This window comes from Janibacter sp. A1S7 (assembly GCF_037198315.1).
Classification (GTDB): domain Bacteria; phylum Actinomycetota; class Actinomycetes; order Actinomycetales; family Dermatophilaceae; genus Janibacter; species Janibacter alittae.
In genome coordinates, this window is record NZ_CP144913.1 from 2158931 (window position 1) to 2179619 (window position 20689).

Annotated in this window: 21 protein-coding genes; 16 read left to right on the top strand and 5 right to left on the bottom strand. The window is 69.7% G+C overall.

Going from position 1 to position 20689, the window contains the following annotated elements:
- Positions 1–25 precede the first annotated feature (25 nt).
- Genes V1351_RS10355 through V1351_RS10370 form a run of 4 tightly spaced genes read left to right on the top strand, consistent with a single transcriptional unit; the run spans position 26 to position 3263 of the window.
- Positions 26–835, top strand: a complete 810-nt coding sequence (locus tag V1351_RS10355) for a thymidylate synthase (protein ID WP_338748068.1) — start codon at positions 26–28, stop codon at positions 833–835.
- Positions 832–1797 carry a dihydrofolate reductase gene (locus V1351_RS10360; protein ID WP_338748069.1) on the top strand — a complete coding sequence of 322 codons (966 nt, stop codon included), beginning with the start codon at positions 832–834 and terminating at the stop codon, positions 1795–1797. The genes V1351_RS10355 and V1351_RS10360 overlap by 4 nt, the downstream gene beginning before the upstream one ends.
- Positions 1798–1851: 54 nt before the next feature.
- Positions 1852–2481 (top strand): SatD family protein, encoded by a 630-nt coding sequence (locus V1351_RS10365; RefSeq protein WP_338748070.1) that lies wholly within the window; start codon positions 1852–1854, stop codon positions 2479–2481.
- Positions 2478–3263 (top strand): hypothetical protein, encoded by a 786-nt coding sequence (locus tag V1351_RS10370; RefSeq protein ID WP_338748071.1) that lies wholly within the window; start codon positions 2478–2480, stop codon positions 3261–3263. Before V1351_RS10365 ends, V1351_RS10370 begins: the two co-directional genes overlap by 4 nt.
- Before the next feature lie 11 nt (positions 3264–3274).
- Here the strand turns inward: V1351_RS10370 and V1351_RS10375 are convergent, their stop codons facing one another.
- Positions 3275–4300, bottom strand: coding sequence for an SMP-30/gluconolactonase/LRE family protein (locus V1351_RS10375; protein WP_338748072.1), 1026 nt, complete (start codon positions 4298–4300; stop codon positions 3275–3277).
- A 29-nt stretch (positions 4301–4329) separates the two neighbouring features.
- On the opposite strand from V1351_RS10375, the gene V1351_RS10380 reads away from it, so the two are divergent.
- From V1351_RS10380 to V1351_RS10395, 4 genes are read left to right on the top strand one after another with little or no spacing between them, the layout of a single operon-like run.
- The gene (locus tag V1351_RS10380; protein WP_338748073.1) at positions 4330–5052 is read left to right on the top strand and encodes an enoyl-CoA hydratase-related protein; all 723 of its coding nucleotides are present in this window, start codon (positions 4330–4332) and stop codon (positions 5050–5052) included.
- Positions 5052–5615 (top strand): GNAT family N-acetyltransferase, encoded by a 564-nt coding sequence (locus tag V1351_RS10385; RefSeq protein ID WP_338748074.1) that lies wholly within the window; start codon positions 5052–5054, stop codon positions 5613–5615. The genes V1351_RS10380 and V1351_RS10385 overlap by 1 nt, the downstream gene beginning before the upstream one ends.
- Positions 5612–6331 (top strand): AzlC family ABC transporter permease, encoded by a 720-nt coding sequence (locus tag V1351_RS10390; RefSeq protein ID WP_338748075.1) that lies wholly within the window; start codon positions 5612–5614, stop codon positions 6329–6331. Before V1351_RS10385 ends, V1351_RS10390 begins: the two co-directional genes overlap by 4 nt.
- A complete protein-coding gene (locus tag V1351_RS10395; protein WP_338748076.1) occupies positions 6328–6648 on the top strand; it encodes an AzlD domain-containing protein in 321 nt (106 codons plus the stop codon). Before V1351_RS10390 ends, V1351_RS10395 begins: the two co-directional genes overlap by 4 nt.
- Here V1351_RS10395 and V1351_RS10400 read toward each other — a convergent pair.
- Entirely contained in the window at positions 6645–7547 is a 903-nt protein-coding gene (locus tag V1351_RS10400) for a LysR family transcriptional regulator (protein WP_338748077.1), read from the bottom strand. The genes V1351_RS10395 and V1351_RS10400 overlap by 4 nt on opposite strands.
- Before the next feature lie 117 nt (positions 7548–7664).
- Here V1351_RS10400 and V1351_RS10405 point away from each other — a divergent pair, with 117 nt between their 5' ends.
- Positions 7665–8522: a phytanoyl-CoA dioxygenase family protein gene (locus V1351_RS10405; RefSeq protein ID WP_338748078.1), complete on the top strand. Its 858-nt coding sequence runs from the start codon at positions 7665–7667 to the stop codon at positions 8520–8522.
- Between the two features lie 13 nt (positions 8523–8535).
- Here the strand turns inward: V1351_RS10405 and dapB are convergent, their stop codons facing one another.
- The 3 genes from dapB to V1351_RS10420 all read right to left on the bottom strand — a co-directional run bounded on the left by dapB (position 8536) and on the right by V1351_RS10420 (position 12215).
- Complete coding sequence (dapB, locus tag V1351_RS10410; protein WP_338748079.1) at positions 8536–9276, bottom strand: 4-hydroxy-tetrahydrodipicolinate reductase; 741 nt, start codon at positions 9274–9276, stop codon at positions 8536–8538.
- Positions 9277–9604: 328 nt separating this feature from the next.
- Complete coding sequence (locus tag V1351_RS10415; RefSeq protein ID WP_338748080.1) at positions 9605–11452, bottom strand: AMP-binding protein; 1848 nt, start codon at positions 11450–11452, stop codon at positions 9605–9607.
- Positions 11445–12215: an IclR family transcriptional regulator gene (locus V1351_RS10420; RefSeq protein ID WP_338748081.1), complete on the bottom strand. Its 771-nt coding sequence runs from the start codon at positions 12213–12215 to the stop codon at positions 11445–11447. The genes V1351_RS10415 and V1351_RS10420 overlap by 8 nt, the downstream gene beginning before the upstream one ends.
- 151 nt (positions 12216–12366) lie before the next feature.
- Between V1351_RS10420 and V1351_RS10425 the strand changes: the two genes are divergently transcribed.
- From V1351_RS10425 to V1351_RS10455, 7 genes are all read left to right on the top strand, one after another.
- Entirely contained in the window at positions 12367–13248 is an 882-nt protein-coding gene (locus V1351_RS10425; RefSeq protein ID WP_338748082.1) for an ABC transporter ATP-binding protein, read from the top strand.
- Positions 13241–15268: an AMP-binding protein gene (locus V1351_RS10430; RefSeq protein ID WP_338748083.1), complete on the top strand. Its 2028-nt coding sequence runs from the start codon at positions 13241–13243 to the stop codon at positions 15266–15268. The genes V1351_RS10425 and V1351_RS10430 overlap by 8 nt, the downstream gene beginning before the upstream one ends.
- Before the next feature lie 70 nt (positions 15269–15338).
- The gene (locus V1351_RS10435) at positions 15339–16211 is read left to right on the top strand and encodes a branched-chain amino acid ABC transporter permease (RefSeq protein WP_338748084.1); all 873 of its coding nucleotides are present in this window, start codon (positions 15339–15341) and stop codon (positions 16209–16211) included.
- Positions 16212–16218: 7 nt separating this feature from the next.
- Positions 16219–17283 carry a branched-chain amino acid ABC transporter permease gene (locus V1351_RS10440; protein ID WP_338748085.1) on the top strand — a complete coding sequence of 355 codons (1065 nt, stop codon included), beginning with the start codon at positions 16219–16221 and terminating at the stop codon, positions 17281–17283.
- A gap of 39 nt (positions 17284–17322) precedes the next feature.
- Positions 17323–18525 carry an ABC transporter substrate-binding protein gene (locus V1351_RS10445; RefSeq protein ID WP_338748086.1) on the top strand — a complete coding sequence of 401 codons (1203 nt, stop codon included), beginning with the start codon at positions 17323–17325 and terminating at the stop codon, positions 18523–18525.
- Positions 18526–18530: 5 nt separating this feature from the next.
- Complete coding sequence (locus V1351_RS10450; protein WP_422388971.1) at positions 18531–19364, top strand: ABC transporter ATP-binding protein; 834 nt, start codon at positions 18531–18533, stop codon at positions 19362–19364.
- A 41-nt stretch (positions 19365–19405) separates the two neighbouring features.
- Positions 19406–20629 carry a phenylacetate--CoA ligase family protein gene (locus tag V1351_RS10455; protein ID WP_338748087.1) on the top strand — a complete coding sequence of 408 codons (1224 nt, stop codon included), beginning with the start codon at positions 19406–19408 and terminating at the stop codon, positions 20627–20629.
- The last annotated feature ends 60 nt before the right edge of the window (positions 20630–20689 follow it).

Sequence of the window (20689 nt, forward strand, 5' to 3'; positions counted from 1 at the left end):
CGGTGCTCGCGTCTATCGTGGCGCCATGCGCCAGTACCTCGACCTGATCTCCCACGTGCGTGACCACGGTGTCGTCAAGGACGACCGGACCGGCACGGGCACCTGCAGCGTCTTCGGGTACCAGATGCGCTTCGACCTCGCCGAGGGCTTCCCGGTGCTGACGACCAAGAAGCTGCACCTGCGCTCGATCATCGGCGAGCTGCTGTGGTTCCTGCGCGGCGACACCAACGTCCGGTGGCTGCAGGAGCGCGGCATCTCCATCTGGGACGAGTGGGCGGACGAGGACGGCGACCTCGGGCCGGTCTACGGGCACCAGTGGCGCTCCTGGCCGGACCCGGAGGGCGGCACCATCGACCAGATCGCCGCCCTGGTCGAGGGGCTGCGCACCAACCCCGACAGCCGTCGGCACATCGTCTCCGCGTGGAACGTCGCCGAGGTCGGCGAGATGGCGCTGCCGCCGTGCCACACGATGTTCCAGTTCTACGTGACCCCGGGGCTCGACGGCGCCCGTCCACGCTTGTCCTGCCAGCTGTACCAGCGCAGTGCCGACATCTTCCTCGGCGTGCCCTTCAACATCGCCTCCTACGCGCTGCTGACGATGATGGTCGCCGCGCAGGTGGACATGGAGCCGGGCGAGTTCGTGCACACCCTCGGCGACGCACACCTCTACCTCAACCACCTCGAGCAGGCTGACCTGCAGCTGACCCGCACCCCCGGGCCGTTGCCGAGGATGGAGATCGCTCCCCGGGAGTCCATCGACGCCTACGAGATCGAGGACTTCACCCTCATCGGCTACGAGGCCGCGCCGAGCATCAAGGCGCCGATCGCCGTATGAGCCTGCCCCGCCCCCTTCCCACCTCGCTCCGGGGTCGCATCCCGCTCACCGCCGCTGCCTACGCGGTGATCACCCGTGCGGGCGACCACGGTCGGGAGGTGCTGCTGCAGCTGCGCCGCGGTACCGGCTACATGGACGGCTGGTGGGCCTGTGGCGCCGCCGGCCACCTCGAGGACGCCCAGTCCCCGAGCGAGGCGCTGGCCCAGGAGGCGCTCGAGGAGCTGGGCATCACGATCGAGGGCGCCGAGCCGCTGACGACGCTCCAGCGCTCGAACCCCGTCGGCCCGCTCGAGCAGCGCGCCGACTTCTTCTTCCACGTCACCCGGTGGTCCGGCGAGCCGAGGTTGCGCGAGCCGGACAAGGCCGCGGACCTGCGCTGGTTCCCCCTCGAGGAGCTTCCGGTCCAGGTCGTCCCCCACGAGCGGGTCGTCCTCGAGGCACTGCGGGAGGGTGAGGTCCCTCCCTTCGTCGAACGGGGCCACGACCAGCGGCTGACTCTCGTGGCAGCACTGGGCGCCAATGGCGCCATCGGTGTCGACGGGGGCATGCCGTGGCACCTGCCGGAGGACCTGGCCCACTTCAAGGCCGTGACCATGGGCGGGGTGATGATCATGGGCCGGCGCACCTGGGAGTCGATCGGCCGCGCGCTGCCCGGACGCACGACCATTGTCGTGACCTCCGACCACGGGTGGTCCGCTCCCGGCGCGCTCGTCGTCCACGCTGTGCACGAGGCGATCTCGGTGGCCGGCCCCGGTGAGATCTTCATCGCCGGTGGTGGCGAGATCTACCGGCAGACGATCGATCTGGCCTCCCGGCTCGAGCTGACCGAGGTCGCGGCCTCGCCCGAGGCCGAGGTCTTCTTCCCCGAGATCGACCCGGGCAGCTGGCGCGAGACCTCTCGTACGCCACGGGAGGGCTTCGACTTCGTCACCTATGAGCGTCAACCGCCGAAGTTCACCTGACGCAGAATGAACCTATACAGTTCATATATATTGAAATGAAGCTATGATGTTCACATGACAGCGGTGGTCACGCTCATCGGCGACGTCGTCTCCTCGCGCACCGCGCCGGACCGGCGGGAGCTCCACGCGCTCGTGCAGGAGACACTCGCCGCCGTCAACGCCGCGACGCGCCCTCTGCACCCTCTGCGGATCACCGTCGGCGACGAGTTCCAGGGCGCCTGGGAGCAGCGCGGTCAGGCGCTGCACGCCGCTCTTCTCCTGCGACTGACCCTCCTCCCCCGGGTCGAGACCCGCTACGGCCTCGGTCGGGGCGAGGTGACCGCACTCGAGCAGGACGGCACCGTGCAGGACGGACCGGGCTGGTGGAGCGCCCGAGAGGCCATCACTGCGGCGAAGGGGGCGGAGGCCGACGTGCGCTCCGACGGCCTCGTCGTGCGCACCCGCTGGCAGGAGGAGGGACCCACGGGCCTGGCCGTCGATGCTGCAGTCCGGCACCGCGACCTGCTCGTCGCCGGTCTGGACGAGCGATCGCTGCGGCTGCTGCGCGGACTCCTCCTCGGGCGGACCCAACGCGCCCTCGCCGAGGACGAGGGGATCAGCCCCACCGCGGTCTCCCGCCGGGTACACCGCGATGGGCTCGAGCAGCTGGTCGCGATCGATGCCGATCTGGCGGGGTTGCCATGAGTGTCCTCGCGCTCCTGCTCGTCGCCGTCGGTGTGGCCGACCTCGCACGCAGCATCGTCGAGCAGCGCAGCAGCCGCAACGACGCCGCCACGCGGCGGCGGCTCCACCGCGTCGGCACCGAGGCGGGCATCGTCTCCCTCTGGCTCGGCGCGGCCCTGACCGGCCTGCTGGCCACTCCGTCGGGATGGCTGCTCGTCGCCCTGGCGAGCGTCTCGCTCGCCGCGTGGCTGCTCGTCTCCGGATGGGCGCTGTCCCGCGAGCGCGGCCACGTCATCGCCCTGTCGACCTTGGCCGGTGGGCTCGTGCTCCAGCTCGTCCTCGCCGGGTGGGCACCGCAGGCCGGCGGCGCGTTGGCGCGATGGATCACCTGGGCGGACCTGCCCTGGACCCCCGAGCCGGACCGGGCGCTGCTCATCGCCGGCCTGGCGCTCGTCCAGCTGAGCACGGGCAACCTCATCGTGCGGCTCGTGCTCATCAGCACCGGAGCCATGATCCCCACGCAGGACCAGGACCAGCCGTCCGACACGCTCAAGGGCGGGCGTCTCCTCGGGCCGCTGGAGCGGATCTTCATCCTCGGCCTCGGTCTCGCGGGTCAGGTGACCGCTGCCGGGCTCGTCATCGCCGCCAAGGGCCTGATCCGCTGGCCGGAGCTGCGCTCCTACGCACGGCCCGGGTCCGAGGGTGGTCGCCGCTCGGACATCGACACCGTGACCGAGTACTTCCTCGTCGGCAGTTTCGTCAGCTGGCTCGTCGCGCTGTCTGCTCTCGCTCTCGCCGCCTGACGAGGCGCGTCTCAGCGCGGCAGCTCGAAGTGGGCGATCGCCGGCTCGACCAGACTGCCCAGCCACACCCGACCGTCCTGCTCGCGCACACCGGTGGCCATGTGCCAACCGGTGGCGTCTGCGGACAGGTCGTGCACGAGCGTGCCAGTGGCATCGTGCGCGATGACGCGCACGGTGCGCTTGGGCGTGGGCTTGATCGCCTCGGGCAACCGAAGGGCGAGGTCGCGCAGCCGCTGCGGCGACGCCTGGAGCACGTTCAGCACCGGGTCGGGCGGGGAGGCGATGGCCGACCAGATCAGCCCGTCCGACCCACGCGAGATGTTGTCCGGGTAGCCGGGCAGGCCGGCGACGAAGAGCTGCTCCGCGGACGGCTCGACGTCGCTCCCTTCGCTGCCGACGACGTGGCCGGCCACCGGCAGGCCACCACTGAGCTCGACCCGGCGAATGCGCCGGAGTGCGGTCTCCGCCACGAGGACGGCGCTCTCGTCCGGCAGCAGGGCAACACCGTTGGCGAAGGCCAGCCCGTCCAGGACCGTCGTGACGGTGCCGTCGACCGCGCGCCGCAGCAGTCGTCCGCTGCGGGTGTGCTCGATGAGGTCGGACTTCCACACCTCCACACCCCACTGCCGGGAGGAGTCGCTGAACCAGATCGTGCCGTCCGCGGCCACCGCGGCGTTGTTGGTGAAGACCATCGGGGACCCGTCGACCTCGGTGACGAGCTCCTCGATGGCACGCGACCCGTCCACATCCACCGCGAGGAGGCCGCGGCTCGCATCGCACACGAGCAACCGCCCGTCCGGCAGCCACTCCAGCCCGAGCGGCCGACCACCCGTCTCGACCACCCGCTCGCTCTGCCGGCCGTCGGGGGTGACGGCGATGACCGCGCCGTCCACCGTGCCGGTCCACACCCGCCCGTCGGGTCCGACGAGGACGTCCTCGGCGCCGGCGCCGGGGACCGGCATGATCGTCAGCGGCATCGTCGTCTCCATCACCCCACCGTAGGGCTCCGGCGGGAGCGAAGGGAGGGCTGGCGCCACCCCTTCGCTCCTTTCGTATGCTGGCGGGTGTGCCCATCCTCAGCGAGACCACCGATGCCGTCACGACCCTGACCATCGACCGCACCCACCGCCGCAATGCCCTCGACCTGACGACCCTCGAGGAGTTGGACGCGGCCGTCACCGCCGCCGTCGAGACCGGCTCGCGGGCACTCGTGCTCACCGGTGCCGACGGACACTTCTGTGCCGGTGCGGACCTGACCGAGCTCGAGGACGTCACCTTCACCGAGCGGCTCGCCGAGGTCCTCGAGCACCTCGCCGGCCTCCCGATCACGACGATCGCGGCGATCTCCGGCTCGTGCATGGGTCTGGGGATGCAGCTCGCCGTGGCCTGTGATGTCCGGGTCGTCGAGCACGGCGCCCGCTTCGCCATCCCCGTGGCCAAGCTCGGCCTGATGGTCAACAAGTGGACGCTGGAGCGCGCCGCCCGCTTCTGGGGTGAGGGCGCAGCCCGGCACATGGTGCTCACGGCCGCGGTCCTGGACCACGAGGACGCCTGGCGTCTCGGCTTCAGCCAACGCCAGGGCGACCTCGACCTCGCCCTGGACCTCGCGCGGGCAACCGTCCAGCTCGCCCCGCTGACCCAGCAGGGGTCGAAGGTCGGGATGGACTCCCCCACCGGCCCCGATGCGGCCTACGACAAGGCATTCGCGCGCGCTTGGGCGAGTTCCGACCTCGCCGAGGGCCAGCGCGCCTTCACGCAGCGCCGCTCCCCCGTCTTCGAGGGTCGCTGATGCCCACCGCCGACGCGAGCGTGCGTGCCGCCGGCACCAACGACGTCCCGGCCGTGGGCCAGGTCCAGGCCCTCGTCTGGCAGGAGGCCTACGACGGCATCGTCCCGCCGCAGGTGCACGCGGCCTTCGACCCCCAGTCCTTCGCCGCGGCCTGGCGCGACTCCCTGCGCACACCGCCCGAAGGGGTGCACCGCCTGCTCGTCGCCTGCGCCGGCGAGCAGGTGGTCGGCTTCGTGGCCATCGGACCCAGCCAGGACCCGGACACCGGCCAGACGACGGGTGAGGTCACCGCCCTCGGCGTCCACCCGATGCATCGGCGACAGGGGCATGGCTCCCGGCTGCTCAATGCCGCAGTCGACATCCTGCGCGACGCCGGCGCCGAGCACGTCGCAGTCTGGTGCCTCGTCCCGCACGAGGCAGTACGCGCCTTCCTCACCGCCTCCGGACTCGAGCCCGACGGCGCCTACCGCGACCGGGTGGTCTCCCCCGAGGACGACACGGCACGCGAGGTGCGGCTTGTCGCGACCCTCACCGACGACGTCACCCCGGAGGCTGGTGGGTGACGCCCCCGGCGGATGCGGCGCACGCTGACGCACGTCGACAGGGCCTGTCCGTTGGTGTGGCGACAGGGGTCTACGGAGTCAGTTTCGGTGCCCTAGGTGTCGCCGCCGGCCTCGATGTCTGGCAGACGATGGCCCTGTCGCTGCTGCTGTTCACCGGTGGTTCGCAGTTCGCCTTCATCGGCATCATCGGGTCCGGAGGCAACCCGGTCACGGCGGTGGCCACGTCCACCCTCCTGGGGATCCGCAACGGCCTGTACGGCCTGCAGCTGGCCCGCGTGCTGCGCCTGCGGGGATGGCGACGAGCGGCGGCCGCCCACCTGACCATCGACGAGTCCACCGCGGTGGCACTGGCACAGGAGGGCACACCGGCGCAGCGCACCGGTTTCTGGGCCGCAGGCCTGGGCGTGTTCACCTTCTGGAATCTGGCGACACTCGTGGGTGCACTCGTCGGCAATGCCATCGGAGACCCCCGCACGTGGGGTCTCGACGCCGCCGCTGCCGCCGCCTTCATCGGCCTCATCTGGCCCCGTCTGCGGGACCGCACCGGACGGGTCACCGCGGCGCTCGCCGCCGCCGTCGCCCTGATCAGCTTCGTGCCCACCCCCGCCGGCGTCCCGGTCCTGCTGGCCGCGACCGCCGCTGTCGTCGTCGGCCTCGTCGAGGCCGCACCCAGCCGGGCGCGCGACATCGAGCAGCCGGACGGTGATCTGCTGTGACGGGCACAGTCCTCTGGCTCGCCGTACTCGCGGCGTGCGCGCTCGGGTTCGCCGCGAAGTACGCCGGGTACCTCGTCCCCGAGTCCGTCGTCGACGGCCGACGTCGCTCCCGGATCATCGGCCTGCTCCCGGTCGCCCTCCTGGCCGGGCTGGTCGTCACCCAGACGGTCGGTGGCGAGGGCAGCATCGTCGTGGACGCCCGACTGGCAGCAGCCGCCCTCGCCGTGGTGCTGCTGTGGCTGCGGGCCAACTTCGTCGTCGTCGTCGTCGCGGCAGCGGCCCTGGCCGCCGGCCTGCGAGCACTCGGCTGGGGTTAGAGCCTCAGCTCCGCGGCCGCCGCGAGGGTGCGGTCGACGAAATCGATCGCAGTGGGTGGTGGGCGATCGGCGGTGTGCGCCACCGAGATGGTGCGTGCAGGCAGGGCGGGCGCGATGGGCAGCAGACGCACCCCCGGGTCCTGCGGGTCGACCGACAGTGCAGGCATCACGGCGGTACCGATACCTGCTCGCACCATGGCCTGCACCGCCGCGTTGTCGTTGCTTCGGAAGGCGAAGGACGGGAGGATGCCCGCGGCCGTGAAACCTCGCTCGACCAGCTCGTGGCAAGCGCACTGGTCATGTCCGACCAACGGGCGGCTCCCCAGGTCCCGGAGCGAGAGCGCGTCCCGTGCCGGGTCGTCGACGTCGACGACGGCGACGAAGGTGTCCCGCACGACCTCACGCACCGTCAGCCCGGGGGCATCGACCGGACCGACGAAGAAACTGACGTCCAACCGGGCGCTGCGCAATGCCCGGATCAGCACATCGTTGTCGGTGCTCTCCAGAACGGTCACCTCGACGGCCGGGCTGGCACGACGCAGCTCACCCAGGACGGCCGGGAGCAGTCGGGCCGACACCGACTGGAACGTCCCGATCGCCAATCGACCCCAGGTCCCGTCGCGCAACGACGCGATGCGCAGATCCAGCAGGTCGGCCGTGGCCAGGAGGTCACGGGCAGCCTCGAGCACTTCCTGGCCCACCGTGGTCAGGACCACCGGTCGGGGTCCTCCGGGCCGGTGGAAGACCGTGGCCCCCAACGTCTTCTCCAGGGCCGCGATCTGACTGGTCACGGCAGCTTGCGAGAAGCCGAGCCGTGCGGCCGCACGACGGTAGGACCCCTCCTCGTGGATCGCGACCACCGCAGCGAGGTGGCGCAGGCTCAAGTCGGTGGCAGGCATGCGCACACACTAGCCATCGATTGGGTTTTTCGATCACCATGACCGAAAGTGACCACTTTTATCGGTCAACCACTGCTGCCAGCATGGAGACGGTCCACGGATGATCAGGAGCCCGACATGTCCCCTACTGCCCTACGACCGGCCGCCGTCGTCGACGCGACCACGGTGCAGGAGTTCGCCTCGACCGGGGCCGTCATCGTGCGCGGCCTCTTCACCCCCGAGCAGGTTGCGACCATCGAGCAGGGCATCGAACGCACGCTGGCGGACCCCAGCCCTCGCCGGAAGGTGGCGAGCAGCGCCACGGACCCGGGCAGCTTCGTCGAGGACTTCTGCAACTGGCAGCGGATCGAGGAGTTCTGCCGGGTGGCGTACACCTCGCGCGCTGCGGACGTGGCCGCGGCCCTGACCGGCAGCGAACGCATTCGCCTGTACCACGACCACGTCCTGGTCAAGGAGCCCGGCACCCAGCAGGAGACTCCGTGGCACCAGGACCAGCCGTACTACAACGTCGACGGCCTCGACAACTGCTCGATGTGGGCGCCCGTCGACCCGGTGGCGGCGGAGTCGACGCTGGAGTTCCTTGCCGGGTCGCACCGACACGGATGGCTCATGCCCCGCACGTTCATGACGAACGAGGCCAAGTGGTTCCCGGAAGGCTCGCTCTCCGAGCTACCGGACATCGAGGCCCACCGCTCGGACCACGACATCCGTGGCTGGGCGATGCAGCCGGGCGACGCCGTCTTCTTCCACATGCTGACGCTCCACCACGCCTACGGCGTCCCGGGCCGCACGAGGCGCCGCGCCTTCTCGCTGCGCTTCCTCGGCGACGACATGGTGCATGCGCCACGCCGGTGGGTGACCTCGCCTCCCTTCGACGGACTCGAGGACGAACTGCCCGCCGGGGCCCCCATGCACCATGACCTGTTCCCCCTGCTGCGCGAAGGACGCGCCCCTGGAGCAGACCCGCTCGGCTAGGCGCACCCGCCCATCACAGACCGAGCACGTGCTCGAGCCCCACGGTCACACCCGGGTGCTTGCCGACCTCGCGCACGCCGGCGAGGACGCCGGGCATGAACGAGACCCGGTCGAAGGAGTCGTGCCGGATCGTGAGCATCTCACCCTCGTTGCCCAGGAGAACCTCCTGGTGGGCGACGAGTCCGCGCAGCCGGACCGCGTGCACCGGCACGCCCTCGACCGTGGCGCCACGGGCGCCGTCCGGGTCCTTGGTCGTCGCGTCGGGGACCGGACCGACGCCGGCCTCCTGACGCGCGGCACCGATGAGCTCGGCGGTACGCGTCGCGGTGCCGCTCGGAGCGTCGACCTTGCGCGGGTGGTGCAGTTCGATCACCTCGACCGACTCGTAGAAGCGAGCGGCCTGCTCGGCGAACTTCATCATCAGCACGGCGCCGATGGCGAAGTTCGGCGCGATGAGCACCCCGACGTCCCCCTTCGCCTCGACCTCGCTGCGCAGCTCCTCTGCCTTGGCATCCGTCCAACCTGAGGTGCCGACGACGACGTGCACCCCACGCTCGACGCACTGCCGAACGTTGCCCTCACTGGCGGCCAGGACGGTGAAGTCGATGGCAACATCCGCGCCCCCGAGGTCGCCGAGGTCGTCCCCGTCGTCATAGCGGCCGACCAGCTCGAGGTCAGCAGCCCCCTCCACCGCGTCGCACGCCGTCGAACCCATGCGCCCCGCGGCACCGATCACTGCCACCTTCGTCGTCATGGCCACAGCCTACGAGCGAGGGCCACCCCGCGTCGCACCACGTGGTGATCGCTACCGGAAGGCACACCGGACACGCAACGGACCGCTTCTGTTCACCTGCCGTTCATCTTCGTGCTAGTATGAAGGCGAACACACGATGAACAGGAGGTGTCCGACATGCCCGTCACCCCCTTGACGACGCCCCAGGCGCGTCCGTCTCAGCGTCTGAGTTGCACGTGGGTCCCCGTCCGTCGGCCGGACGGCCGGATCCGCATGGAGATGCGCTGGGTCGAGCAGACCGCTGAGCGCTCCACCCGATCTGCCGCCTGAGCCGCGACGTGCACATGGGTCAGTGACCGGCAGCAGCCACCACTTGCTCCCAGGTGACCTGCCGCGGGGCGCCCGCGCGGTCGGGCGTGGCCAGCAGGGCGATCGCCCGCAACTGGTCCAACTGCCCCAACCCCTCGCCGAACCGGTCGAGGACGAGGACCGCACGTGGCCGGGCGAGTCCGCCCATGACCTCGCGGACCGTGTCCATCAGCTCGACGGCGACGCCGTCCAGGTCCGGGTCGGCCCCGACCTCGACGCTGAGGCTGACCGCTGCGACGAGGGAGCGACCCAGATCGGGATCCTTGCGTGAGGTGACCGCAGCAGCCTCGACGAAGGGGTGGTCCGCCAGCACCTCACGGACCTCGCGGAGGGAGACCAGTTGCCCGGAGATCGAGACCACCTCGTCGGCGCGCCCGAGGAAGGCCATGCGCCCGTCCTCCCGGCGCACGGCCAGGTCACCCGTGGCGTAACTGCCGGGATGACGGGTCCAGTGCGTCTGCGCGACTGCTGCCTGCGGCCCCTCGACACCGACCATCGTGCCCGCCCACGGGAAGCGCAGGATGACCTCGCCGACCTCCCCCTCGGTCACCGGCTGACCGTCGGGATCGACGATGTCGACCCCGCAGTCCGGTACGGCGTGCCTGTCGTCTCTGTCACTGGGGGCCACCTGGACGATGCCCCCGAGCTCGAGCTGGCCCCAGGCGTCGACCACATCGACCGCCCGGGACGCGAAGGCCTGCCCCAACCAGGATCGCAGCTCGTCGTCGACCGCCTCGCCGGCCGTGGTGACCCGACGCAGCGAGGGCAGCTCGGAGACCTCGGGCAGCTCACGGGACCAGCCCCGCACGGTCCGCACGACGGACGGGGTCGTGACCATGCTGTCGACCCCGTACCGGGCGATGATGTCCCACGCCCGGGTCTGCGAGGGCTGGTCGAGCGTGCCCTCGTACATCACGACCGTGTCGCCGTGGGCCAGCGGACCGTATATTCCGTGGAACTGGGTCACCGTCCAGGCGATGTCCGCGGCGCACCAGAACACGCCACCGGTCCGCAGACGACGATGGACGGCCACCGCGCCGGCCAACATCGTCGCGGTGCCGTGCAGCACGGAGACGGTCTGACCGCCGCGGTGCGCCAAGGGGATGGCCGCGATCGGGTGGTCGGCGGGCAGTGAGGCGGCGGCGGACGGGTCACCCTCCGGCGACGTCGCGGCGCCGGGCCGCGAGGGGGCGACGAGGTCGTGGTACCAGCGGTCCCCCTCGAACCACGCGACGTCCATCCCGGTGCGACGCACGACGATGGTGTGCTCCACCGAGCCGCCGGCGAGGAGGGCATCGTCGGCGCGCGACTTCAGGGGCAGGACGGTGCCGTGACGCCACGCACCGTCCTGGGTGAACAGGACCTTCAGGTCGAGCAGCTCCAGCCGGTCCCCGAGCGGCTCGACCGGCAGCGGCGCCGGCAAGACGGTGTGGATCGCACCGATGCGGGCGCAGGCGAGCATGATGACCACGGTCTCGGGGAGCCAGCCCAGGTGCAGACCGACCCGATCACCCCGGTCGACGCCCATCCCCCGCAGGGCAGCGGTGAGCGCGAGCACCTCGTCGTGCAGCCGGGCGTAGGTCAGCGTGCGCCGGTCCCCGGGCTCCCCCTCCCAGTGGATGGCCGGCTGGTCGGAGCGGTCAGCCAGGTGGCGGTCGACGCAGTTGGTGGACAGGTTGAGGGCCCCACCGACGAACCAGCGGCCCGATCGTTCCCCGGGCAGCCACAGGTCGGCGAAGGGGGTGTCGAAGGAGATCAGGTCGGCGACCTCCTCCCACGAGGACGGCGGGACGGTCTCCCAGACGTCTGCGGCGTCCGACTCAGGCATGGCCGAGCGTCCTTCCTGCCGCGCGCGCGGCGCGACCGAGCCGGCCCGCGACGGCCCTCACGACGGAGTCGTCGTCGGGATCGTCGATGTTGGCCGCCAGGACGGCGACCGTCGCGCCCTGCCCGTCGACCACCGGGACAGCCACCTCCGGTGGCATCGTCGGGTCCTCGGGAGCCAGGGCGAGGTGGGCGGCCGCCGCCCACCGGGCGCGCGCCTCCTCGGTGGCCGCCTCCCGGTCGTGGTCCTCGGCCCGGTCCAGGGAGCGCTGCCACACGGCGTCGTCGTCCGCACGAGCGGCCAGCAGGCGGCCGCCGGCGCACGAGAGCGCCGCCGTCACCCGGTGCGCATCCCGGTAGGGACCGGGGCCGGTGCCGTCGACGCGGTCGACGTAGATGACCTCGCCGTGGACGAGGATCTCGACGTGGATGGTGTGCTCGAGCTGGTCGCGCAGCTGCGAGAGGTAGGGACTGAGCGCTCCGAGCAGCGGCAGCCGGGAGAGGTAGTGGTTCGACAGCCGGGTCAGCTCCGGCCCCAGCCCGTAGCGGGATGAGCGGGGGTCCTGGACGACGAGGTCGGCCAGGACGAGTGAGCGCAGCAGTCGGTGGACGGTCGGGACCGACAGCCCCGACCGCTCGGCCAGGTCGGTCAGCTGCTGGTACGCGGGCCCCTCGCCCAAGAGCTCGAGCAGGCGCACGGCATTGCGCACCGTCCCAAGACCCCCCCGACCGGCTGTCGCCGACTCGGGCGCGTGCGATGCGGTCACCACGACCCCCTTCCGACGTCACTGCGCGAACGTCATCGAGTCAATCATGCTCGGAGATAAATTTCTCAACAAGACCCTTGATTTTCACATAATGAAAATCTAGTGTCACGTCCATGCAGTTTCACCGTCGAAACCAGAAAAGGGAGGGTCAGTGCTGACCCGGGCCTACCAGCACTCGCTCCGCGGAAGCCACCTGGCTGCGGGCGAGACCCTGCTCGACGTCGATGACGTCACGCTCCGCTTCGGCGGGGTCACCGCCCTGCGCGACGTCTCGTTCTCCGTCACCGAGGGGCACATCCACTCGATCATCGGCCCCAACGGCGCCGGCAAGTCCTCCCTGCTCAACTGCATCAGCGGCCTCTACCGGCCGCAGGAGGGGCAGATCCGCCTGCAGACCGCCGCTGCCCCCGGCGCTGACGGCACCGCCGGGAAGGTCAGCACCCACCAGCTGACCACGCTTCCTCCGCACCGCATCGCGCGACTGGGTGTGGCCCGCTCCTTCCAGAACATCGAGCTCTTCCACGCGATGAGCGTTCTGGAGAACCTCATGCTCGGCCGGCACATCCACATGGACCACAGCGTCCTGAAGTCGTTGCTGTGGTTCGGTCCCGCCCGCCGACAGGAGATCCGCCACCGCCACCTCGTCGAGGAGGTCATCGACCTGCTCAACCTGCAGGCGGTGCGCAACAAGCCGGTCGGCTCCCTCGCCTACGGCATCCAGAAGCGCGTCGAGCTCGGACGCGCCCTGTGCCTCCAGCCGTCCCTGCTCCTGCTGGACGAGCCCATGGCCGGGATGAACGCCGAGGAGAAGGAGGACATGGCGCGCTTCATCCTCGACGTCCACGAGATGGCCAGCGTCTCCGTCGTCCTCATCGAGCACGACATGAACGTCGTCATGGACATCTCGCACCGGATCAGCGTCCTGGACTTCGGCGCTCTGATCGCCGACGGGACCCCGGCAGAGGTCATGGCCAACCCCGCGGTCATCGAGGCGTATCTCGGTGCCGAGGACGAGGAGGACTCCCGTGGCTGACACGAGAGCGGACGCATCCGCCCAGCAGACCCGCACCGCCGACCGGCCCGCCGACACCTTCCCGAAGCTGCTCGGTGACCTCGCCGCCACGCGGCCCACGGCAGTCGCCATGCAGGAGAAGCAGTACGGCATCTGGCAGCCCCTCACGTGGAGCGAGTACGAGCGCCGGGTGCACGACGCCGCCCACGGTCTCGCTGCCCTGGGGATCACCCGTGGTGAGATCATCGCGGTCCTCGGGGACAACCGACCCGAGTGGCTCATCGCCGAGCTTGCCGCCCAGAGCATGGGCGTTGCCGTCGTGGGCATCTACCCGACCTCGATCGGCGAGGAGCTGCGACACATCCTGACCACCTCCCGCGCGCGGATCGTCGTCGCCGAGGACCAGGAGCAGGTCGACAAGTTGCTGCGCCTGCTCGAGGAGGAGGCGCCCGCCGACGCCGATCCGCTGCACATCGAGACGATCGTCTACTACGATCCGCACGGCCTGGAGCAGTACCGGGACCGGGTCCTGATGGAGTTCACCGAGCTCGAGGAGCTGGGCCGGGGTCGGGCAGCCGAGCACCCGCGATGGTTCCAGGAGCAGGTGACTGCCGGGGCGGCCGACGACATCGCGGTCATCTGCACCACCTCCGGCACGACCTCACGACCGAAACTCGCCGAGCTCTCCCACCGCAACCTGCTGGCCATGGCCGACCACCTCACGAGCATCGACCCGATCGACCGGAAGGACCGCTACGTCTCCTTCCTCCCCTTCGCCTGGATCGGTGAGCAGATGCTCGCCGTCGCCTGCGGGCTGTCCCGGGGGCTGACGATCTCCTTCCCGGAGGACTCCTCCACCCAGCGCAGCGACATGCGCGAGATCGGTCCGGACGTGATGTTCTCGCCACCGCGCATCTGGGAGTCGATGCTCTCGGAGGTCCAGGTGCGCATCGATGAGGCCGGCTGGCTCAAGCGTCGCGTGTTCGGCTGGGGGTACTCCGTCGGCGACACGGTCGCGGAGATGCGGGTTACCGGCCAGAAGCCCGGACCGGCGCTCTCCGCCATGCACGCGCTCGCCGATGCGGTGTCCACCCGTCCGGTACGCGACCAGCTCGGCCTGACGCGCATCCGCCGGTGCTATACCGGTGGCGCACCCATGGGACCGGACGTGTTCCGCTTCTTCCACGCCATCGGCGTCAACCTCAAGCAGATCTACGGCCAGACCGAGATATGCGGCATCGCCGTCGTCCACCGCGACGACGACGTCCCCTTCAACACCGTCGGTACCCCCATCCCGGGGACCGACCTGCGCATCAGCGATGACGGAGAGGTCCTGCTGCGCTCGGACTCCGTCTTCCGTGGCTACCACCGCCAGCCGGAGGAGACGGCGAAGATCGTCGACGCCGACGGGTGGCTGCACACCGGGGACGCCGGATACCTCGACGACAACGACCACCTCGTGATCATCGACCGCGCCAAGGACGTGCTCACCGCACCGGACGGCACCCGCTACTCCAGCGCCTTCATCGAGAACAAGTTGAAGTTCTCCCCCTATGTCGAGGAGGCGGTCGTCTTCCCACCCGAGGACGAGGCGGAGGGCATGACGGCGATGGTCATCATCGACCCGGCCACCGTCGGGTCCTGGGCGGAGAACGAACGCCTGAGCTACACGACGTACACCGACCTCGCCGGCAAGCCGGAGGTCCAGGAACTCATCGCCGAGGAGGCCAGCCGGGCCAACGAGGACCTGCAGGACAGCATCCGAGTGCGTCGATTCGTCCTGCTGCACAAGCAGCTCGACCCCGACGACGACGAGATCACCCGCACCCGCAAGGTCCGCCGCAATGTCATCGCCGAGCGGTACGAGGACATCATCGCAGCCCTTGCTCGCGGCGACGACAGGGTCGACGTACGCAGCCGCATCACCTACCAGGACGGCTCGAGCACCGAGCGCGTCCTCGAGCTGGACATCTTCGACCTGACCACCTACTCGGTCCCCGAAGGCAGGGGCCGCCGACCCGTCTGGAGTGGCCGCCGATGAGTGACAGGAACGCGAGGACACGAGCGTGCGGGGCCCGCAGTGGTCCGCGGACCTCGTCGGGGAGGACCCGATGAGCACCTTCATCAACCAGCTCGCCTACGGCCTCGCCGACGGCTCCATCCTGGCGCTCGCTGCCCTGGGATTCGTCCTGATCTACAAGGCCACCGGCGTCATCAACTTCGCCCAGGGCGAGTTCCTCCTCGTGGGCGCCTACATGTTCTACACCGCCTTCGTCGTGTTGAATCTTCCGCTGGTCCTTGCCGTCGTCTTCGGCCTCGTGGTGGCCACCCTGATCGGTGTCCTCGTCGAGCGACTGATCCTGCGCCCGATGGTCGGTGAGAACCCGATCAGCATCATCATGGTGACCATCGGTCTGTCCTCGTTGCTCAACGCCCTGGTCCAGGCCTTCTACGGCACCTCCCCACGGCGGCAGCCGAACATCCTGCCGAGGGGATCGGTGGACATCCTCGGTGCCACCGTGCCCATCAACCGCCTGGCAGCGATCGCCATCGCGGCCGTCGTCCTGACGGCATTCACGTTGTTCTTCCGCAAGTCGCGCCACGGCATCGCGATGCGCGCTGTCGCCGACGACCAGCAGGCCGCCATGACGATGGGCATCTCGGTACGACGAATCTTCGCCCTGGCCTGGGCCCTGGCCGCCGTGAGTGCGCTCATCGCGGGTGTCCTCGTCGGTGACATCTCCGCCGTGGACCAGAACATCGCCGCGTTCGGCCTGCTCGTCTTCCCCGTGGTCATCCTCGGCGGACTCGATTCCGTGCCCGGCACGATCATCGGTGGGCTCACGATCGGCCTGCTGAAACAGTTCACCGCCGGTTACCTCGACCCAGGTCTGGCGACCGTCATCCCGTACATCGTTCTCGTCCTGATCCTGCTCGTGCGCCCGTACGGCATCTTCGGCGAGACCCGCATCGAGAGGGTGTGACCTGACGATGGCCGCCACGGCAACCGGAATCCACCACCGCAGCTACTCATCCGAGCTGCGACTACGGGCCACCCGCGCCGAGTACGTCCGGCTGGGTCTGCTGACTCTTCTTCTGCTCCTGCTGCCCTTCATCCTCGACAACTACTGGCTCTCCCAGGCCAACCTCATCCTCATCGCCGTCATCGGCGCCGTGGGCTTGAACATCCTCGTGGGCTACACGGGCCAGATCTCCCTCGGGCAGGGCGGTTTCCTCGCCGTCGGCGCCTACAGCTCGGCGATCCTCTCCGACCGGATGGGCCTGCCCACGCCGATCGCCATCCTGCTTGCCGTGCTGCTCACCGCGGCCGTGGGGACCTTCTTCGGGCTCCCGGGACTGCGCCTGAAGGGTCTCTACCTGGCGATCGCCACGCTCGCCAGCCAGATGATCATCGAGTTCGTCATCCGCCGGTGGGACTGGCTGACCCTGGGCCAGGGTTACCTCAACATCGACCGGTTGGACGTCTTCGGCTTCCAGATCGGCGGCCGGGCGGTCTTCGAGCAGCAGTGGTATTGGATCCTGCTCGTCCTTGCCAGCCTGTCGGTGATCACCGCCCGCAACCTCTTCCGTACGGGTCTGGGTCGCTCCTTCATGGCGGTGCGCGACCAGGACATCGCCGCCGAGGCGATCGGGGTCAACATTCCCCGCGCCAAGCTGATGGCCTTCGCCATCTCATCCGGTTTCGTCGGACTCGCCGGTGCGCTCACCGCCCACTACAGCGAGGTCCTGTCGTGGGAGAAGTTCACCCTCGACGTGTCGATCCTCTACCTGGCGATGATCATCGTCGGCGGCCTGGGCAGCATCGCGGGGGCGGTGTACGGCGCCATCTTCATGACGCTGCTTCCCGAGCTGATCCGCCAGCTCTCGCTCGGGCTCGGGGACAGCGTTCCGTTCATCGCCGACCAGCTCCCGGCCGTCCGCAACGCCGTCTTCGGACTGGTCATCATCCTCTTCCTCATCCTCGAACCACGCGGTCTGGATCGCATCTGGCACCGCATCAAGGACTACTTCGGCTTCTGGCCCTTCCGCTACTGACCGCCCACCGCACGGACCCCATCACACAAGGAGACAACGATGTCTGCACGAAACCGCACCCTCGCGGTGGCCATGGCCGCTGCATCCGCTCTCGCTCTCTCCGCCTGCGGAGGCGGTGGAGGAGGCGGCGGAGCCGACTCCGACGAGCCCATCCCGATCGGCATGATCGCCGACCTCACCGGTGCCACCGGTGACGTGGGCACCCCCTACAACGAGGGCATGCTCGCCTACGTCGACTGGCGCAACGAGGAGGGCGGCATCGACGGTCGCCAGATCGAGGCGCTGTCCAACGACTACGCCTACGAGGTCCCCAAGGCCGAGCAACTGTACAAGCAGTACATCAACGATGGTGTCGTGGCCGTCCAGGGGTGGGGCACCGGTGACACGGAGGCGCTCTCGGCCAGTGTCGGCAAGGACGAGCTGCCGTTCATGTCCGGCTCCTTCGCCGAGCCGCTGACCGACCCCGAAGAGGCGCCCTACAACTTCATCATCGCGCCGACCTACTCCGACCAGATGCGCATCGCCCTCAACTGGATCGAGGAGGACAGCGGCGGTGGTGGCGAAGTGGCCGTCTTCCACCACGACAGCCCCTTCGGTGAGGCCCCGGTCGGCGACGGCCAGACCTGGATCGACGAGGAGGGACTGGACCTGGGGTACGAGTCCTACGCCATGCCGAGCGGCTCGCAGAACTACGTCGGTCTGCTCTCCCAGGCCAAGGACCAGGGTGCCAAGTACGTCGTCATCCAGAACGTGGCATCGCCGGCCGCCCTGGTCGCCAAGGACATTGCCGCACAGAACCTCGACATGAAGATCGTCTGCCTCAACTGGTGCGGCAACGAGCTGTTCATCGACTCCGCAGGGGACAAGGCGGCCGAAGGGCACATCCTCATCCAGCCCTTCGCCCCGCTGAGCGCCGAGAAGGAGGGCCACGCCCCGATCAAGGAGTACGCCGAGGCCAACAACATCGACACGGCGGACATCGGTGCGGCCTGGGTGCAGGGCTGGTACGCGATGGACATCATGGCGCAGGGCATCGAGGAGGCCATGGCATCCGGTGACGAGCTCACCGGAGCCAGCATCCGAGAGGCCCTGGAGACCATGGGCGCCATCGACACCGGCGGCGTCGTCGGTGACGGAACGGTCGAGTTCAGCGCCGACAGCCACCGCGGCTCCACGGCCACGGGCATCTACGAGGCCCAGGACGGCGCGATGGTCGAGATCGACCCGGACGCCTCGCTGTGAACCAGGTGACCGACACCAGCACCCCGGGGGCAGCCACGGCTGCCCCCGGGGGCTCCCTGCTGTCCATGAACAACGTCGAGGTCATCTACGACGACGTCATCCTCGTGCTGCGCGGCCTCTCCCTGTTCGTCCCGGAGGGCGAGATCGTCGCCCTCCTCGGCTCCAACGGAGCCGGCAAGTCGACCACCCTCAAGGCGGTCTCGGGGCTGCTACCCAGTGAGCGCGGTGCTGTCACCGACGGCTCCGTGACCTTCGCGGGCACGGACATCACCGCGATGGATGCGCCCGACCGGGTCCGTGCAGGGATGAGCCTGTGCATGGAGGGGCGGCACGTCTTCGAGCACCTCACCATCACGGAAAACCTCACCGCCGGCGCCTACACCCAGAAGAACTCGGCTGACGACCTCGACCTGGTCTACGAGTTCTTCCCCAAGCTGGCCGACATGCGCAACCGCGTCGCCGGATACCTCTCCGGAGGTGAGCAGCAGATGCTGGCCATCGGTCGTGCCCTGATGGCCCGCCCCAAGCTGCTCATGCTCGACGAGCCGTCCCTGGGCCTGGCTCCCCTGCTCGTGCAGGAGATCTTCGGCTACATCAAGCGACTGAACCAGGAGCAGGGACTGACCGTGCTCGTCGTGGAGCAGAACGCCCGCCGGGCGCTCGAGGTGGCCGACCGCGGCTACATCATGGAGCAGGGACGCATCGTGCTCGAGGGCTCGGCAGCCGAGCTCCGGGAGAACCCCGACGTCAAGGAGTTCTACCTCGGCCTCGGCGAGGAGGGCGGGCGCAAGAGCTACCGCGACGTCAAGCACTACCGGCGCCGCAAGCGCTGGCTCTGAGCCCTCCACCGTCATCTCCACACCACTCACGAGGAGCTGGTATGTCCATCAAGGCTGCACTGCACGCTCATCTCGCGAACCACGATCTCGACGCTCGTGTCGCGACCCTGATCGCGCAGGCCGTCGGCGTCCCCGGCCTCGCCGACAGGTTCACCCGCGCCGGGGTGGATCCGCAGGGCATCCGCGGCGTCGCGGACCTCACCTGCCTCCCGGTCCTGCCCAAGGACGCGGTCATCGCCCAGCAGGCGCAGGCTCCCCCCTTCGGCGGTCTGCTGGCTCCCGATGCCCGGGTGGCGCGGGTCTTCCAGTCCCCGGGCCCGTTGTACGAGCCCCAGCTCGTCGGTGACGACTACTGGCGCTGGGGGCAGGTCTTCAACGACCTGGGCCTCGGCCCCGGCGACACCGTGCTCAACTGCTTCGGCTACCACCTCTCCCCCGCCGGGGCGATGATGGAGGCCGGCGTCCACGCAACCGGGGCGAGCGTGGTTCCCGGTGGCATCGGCAACCAGGACCTGCAGGTGCGCGCGATCGCCGACCTCGGCGTGAGCGCGTACTGCGGGCTGCCCAGCTACCTCAAGGTCCTCATCGAGCGCTTCGACGAGCAGGCGTTGCCCTCGCGGCGATGGCGCCTGGAGAGGGCCATGGTCACGGCCGAGCCCCTCCCCGATTCCCTGCGCGAGCTGCTCACCGAACGAGTGCCGACCGTACGGATGGCGTACGGCACCGGGGAGACCGGGCTGCTCGCCTACGAGACCGGCGACGGGCACGGACTCGCGCTCGCCGACGGGGTCCTCGTCCAGGTGTGCGACCCCACCGGCACCCCCGTCGAGGACGAGAGAGAGGGCGAGGTGGTCGTCACCGTGCTGCGCCCGCACTACCCACTCGTCCGCTTCGGCACGGGCGACCGCTCCGGCTGGATGGTGGCTCCCGACGGATCGCTGCGTCTGCGTGGGGTCCTCGGCCGCACCGGCGCCGCGGTGAAGGTCAAGGGGATGTTCCTCCACCCGAGTCAGGCCGCCACCCTCATGTCCGGCGTCGAGGGGGTGGAGGACTACCGCTTCGTCATCGGCCGGCAGGACCACGTGGACACCCTGCGCTGCGAGATCGTGGCCACCGACGGCGACGACCCCACCGCGCTGGCTGATCTGACCGGCCAGATCGCTCAGCGTGTGCGTGACGGGCTGCGCTTTCGTGCCGAGGTCGTCGCCGTCAGCCGACTCACTCCCGGCGAGGGCCCACTGCTGGACGTGCGCGAGTGGGACTGACCGGTCCGCAGAGCGTCACCCCATGACGAAGGGGGCGGACCCTCCCTTCGGGAAGGTCCG

Excerpts from the sequence above, each read along its gene's own strand:
- V1351_RS10400 (WP_338748077.1), bottom strand. The coding sequence starts at position 7,547 with ATGCCTGCCACCGACTTGAGCCTGCGCCACCTCGCTGCGGTGGTCGCG.
- V1351_RS10365 (WP_338748070.1), top strand. The coding sequence starts at position 1,852 with ATGACAGCGGTGGTCACGCTCATCGGCGACGTCGTCTCCTCGCGCACC.
- V1351_RS10385 (WP_338748074.1), top strand. The coding sequence starts at position 5,052 with ATGCCCACCGCCGACGCGAGCGTGCGTGCCGCCGGCACCAACGACGTC.
- V1351_RS10405 (WP_338748078.1), top strand. The coding sequence starts at position 7,665 with ATGTCCCCTACTGCCCTACGACCGGCCGCCGTCGTCGACGCGACCACG.
- V1351_RS10445 (WP_338748086.1), top strand. The coding sequence starts at position 17,323 with ATGTCTGCACGAAACCGCACCCTCGCGGTGGCCATGGCCGCTGCATCC.
- V1351_RS10360 (WP_338748069.1), top strand. The coding sequence starts at position 832 with ATGAGCCTGCCCCGCCCCCTTCCCACCTCGCTCCGGGGTCGCATCCCG.
- V1351_RS10435 (WP_338748084.1), top strand. The coding sequence starts at position 15,339 with ATGAGCACCTTCATCAACCAGCTCGCCTACGGCCTCGCCGACGGCTCC.
- V1351_RS10370 (WP_338748071.1), top strand. The coding sequence starts at position 2,478 with ATGAGTGTCCTCGCGCTCCTGCTCGTCGCCGTCGGTGTGGCCGACCTC.
- V1351_RS10355 (WP_338748068.1), top strand. The coding sequence starts at position 26 with ATGCGCCAGTACCTCGACCTGATCTCCCACGTGCGTGACCACGGTGTC.
- V1351_RS10440 (WP_338748085.1), top strand. The coding sequence starts at position 16,219 with ATGGCCGCCACGGCAACCGGAATCCACCACCGCAGCTACTCATCCGAG.
- V1351_RS10455 (WP_338748087.1), top strand. The coding sequence starts at position 19,406 with ATGTCCATCAAGGCTGCACTGCACGCTCATCTCGCGAACCACGATCTC.
- dapB (WP_338748079.1), bottom strand. The coding sequence starts at position 9,276 with ATGACGACGAAGGTGGCAGTGATCGGTGCCGCGGGGCGCATGGGTTCG.
- V1351_RS10415 (WP_338748080.1), bottom strand. The coding sequence starts at position 11,452 with ATGCCTGAGTCGGACGCCGCAGACGTCTGGGAGACCGTCCCGCCGTCC.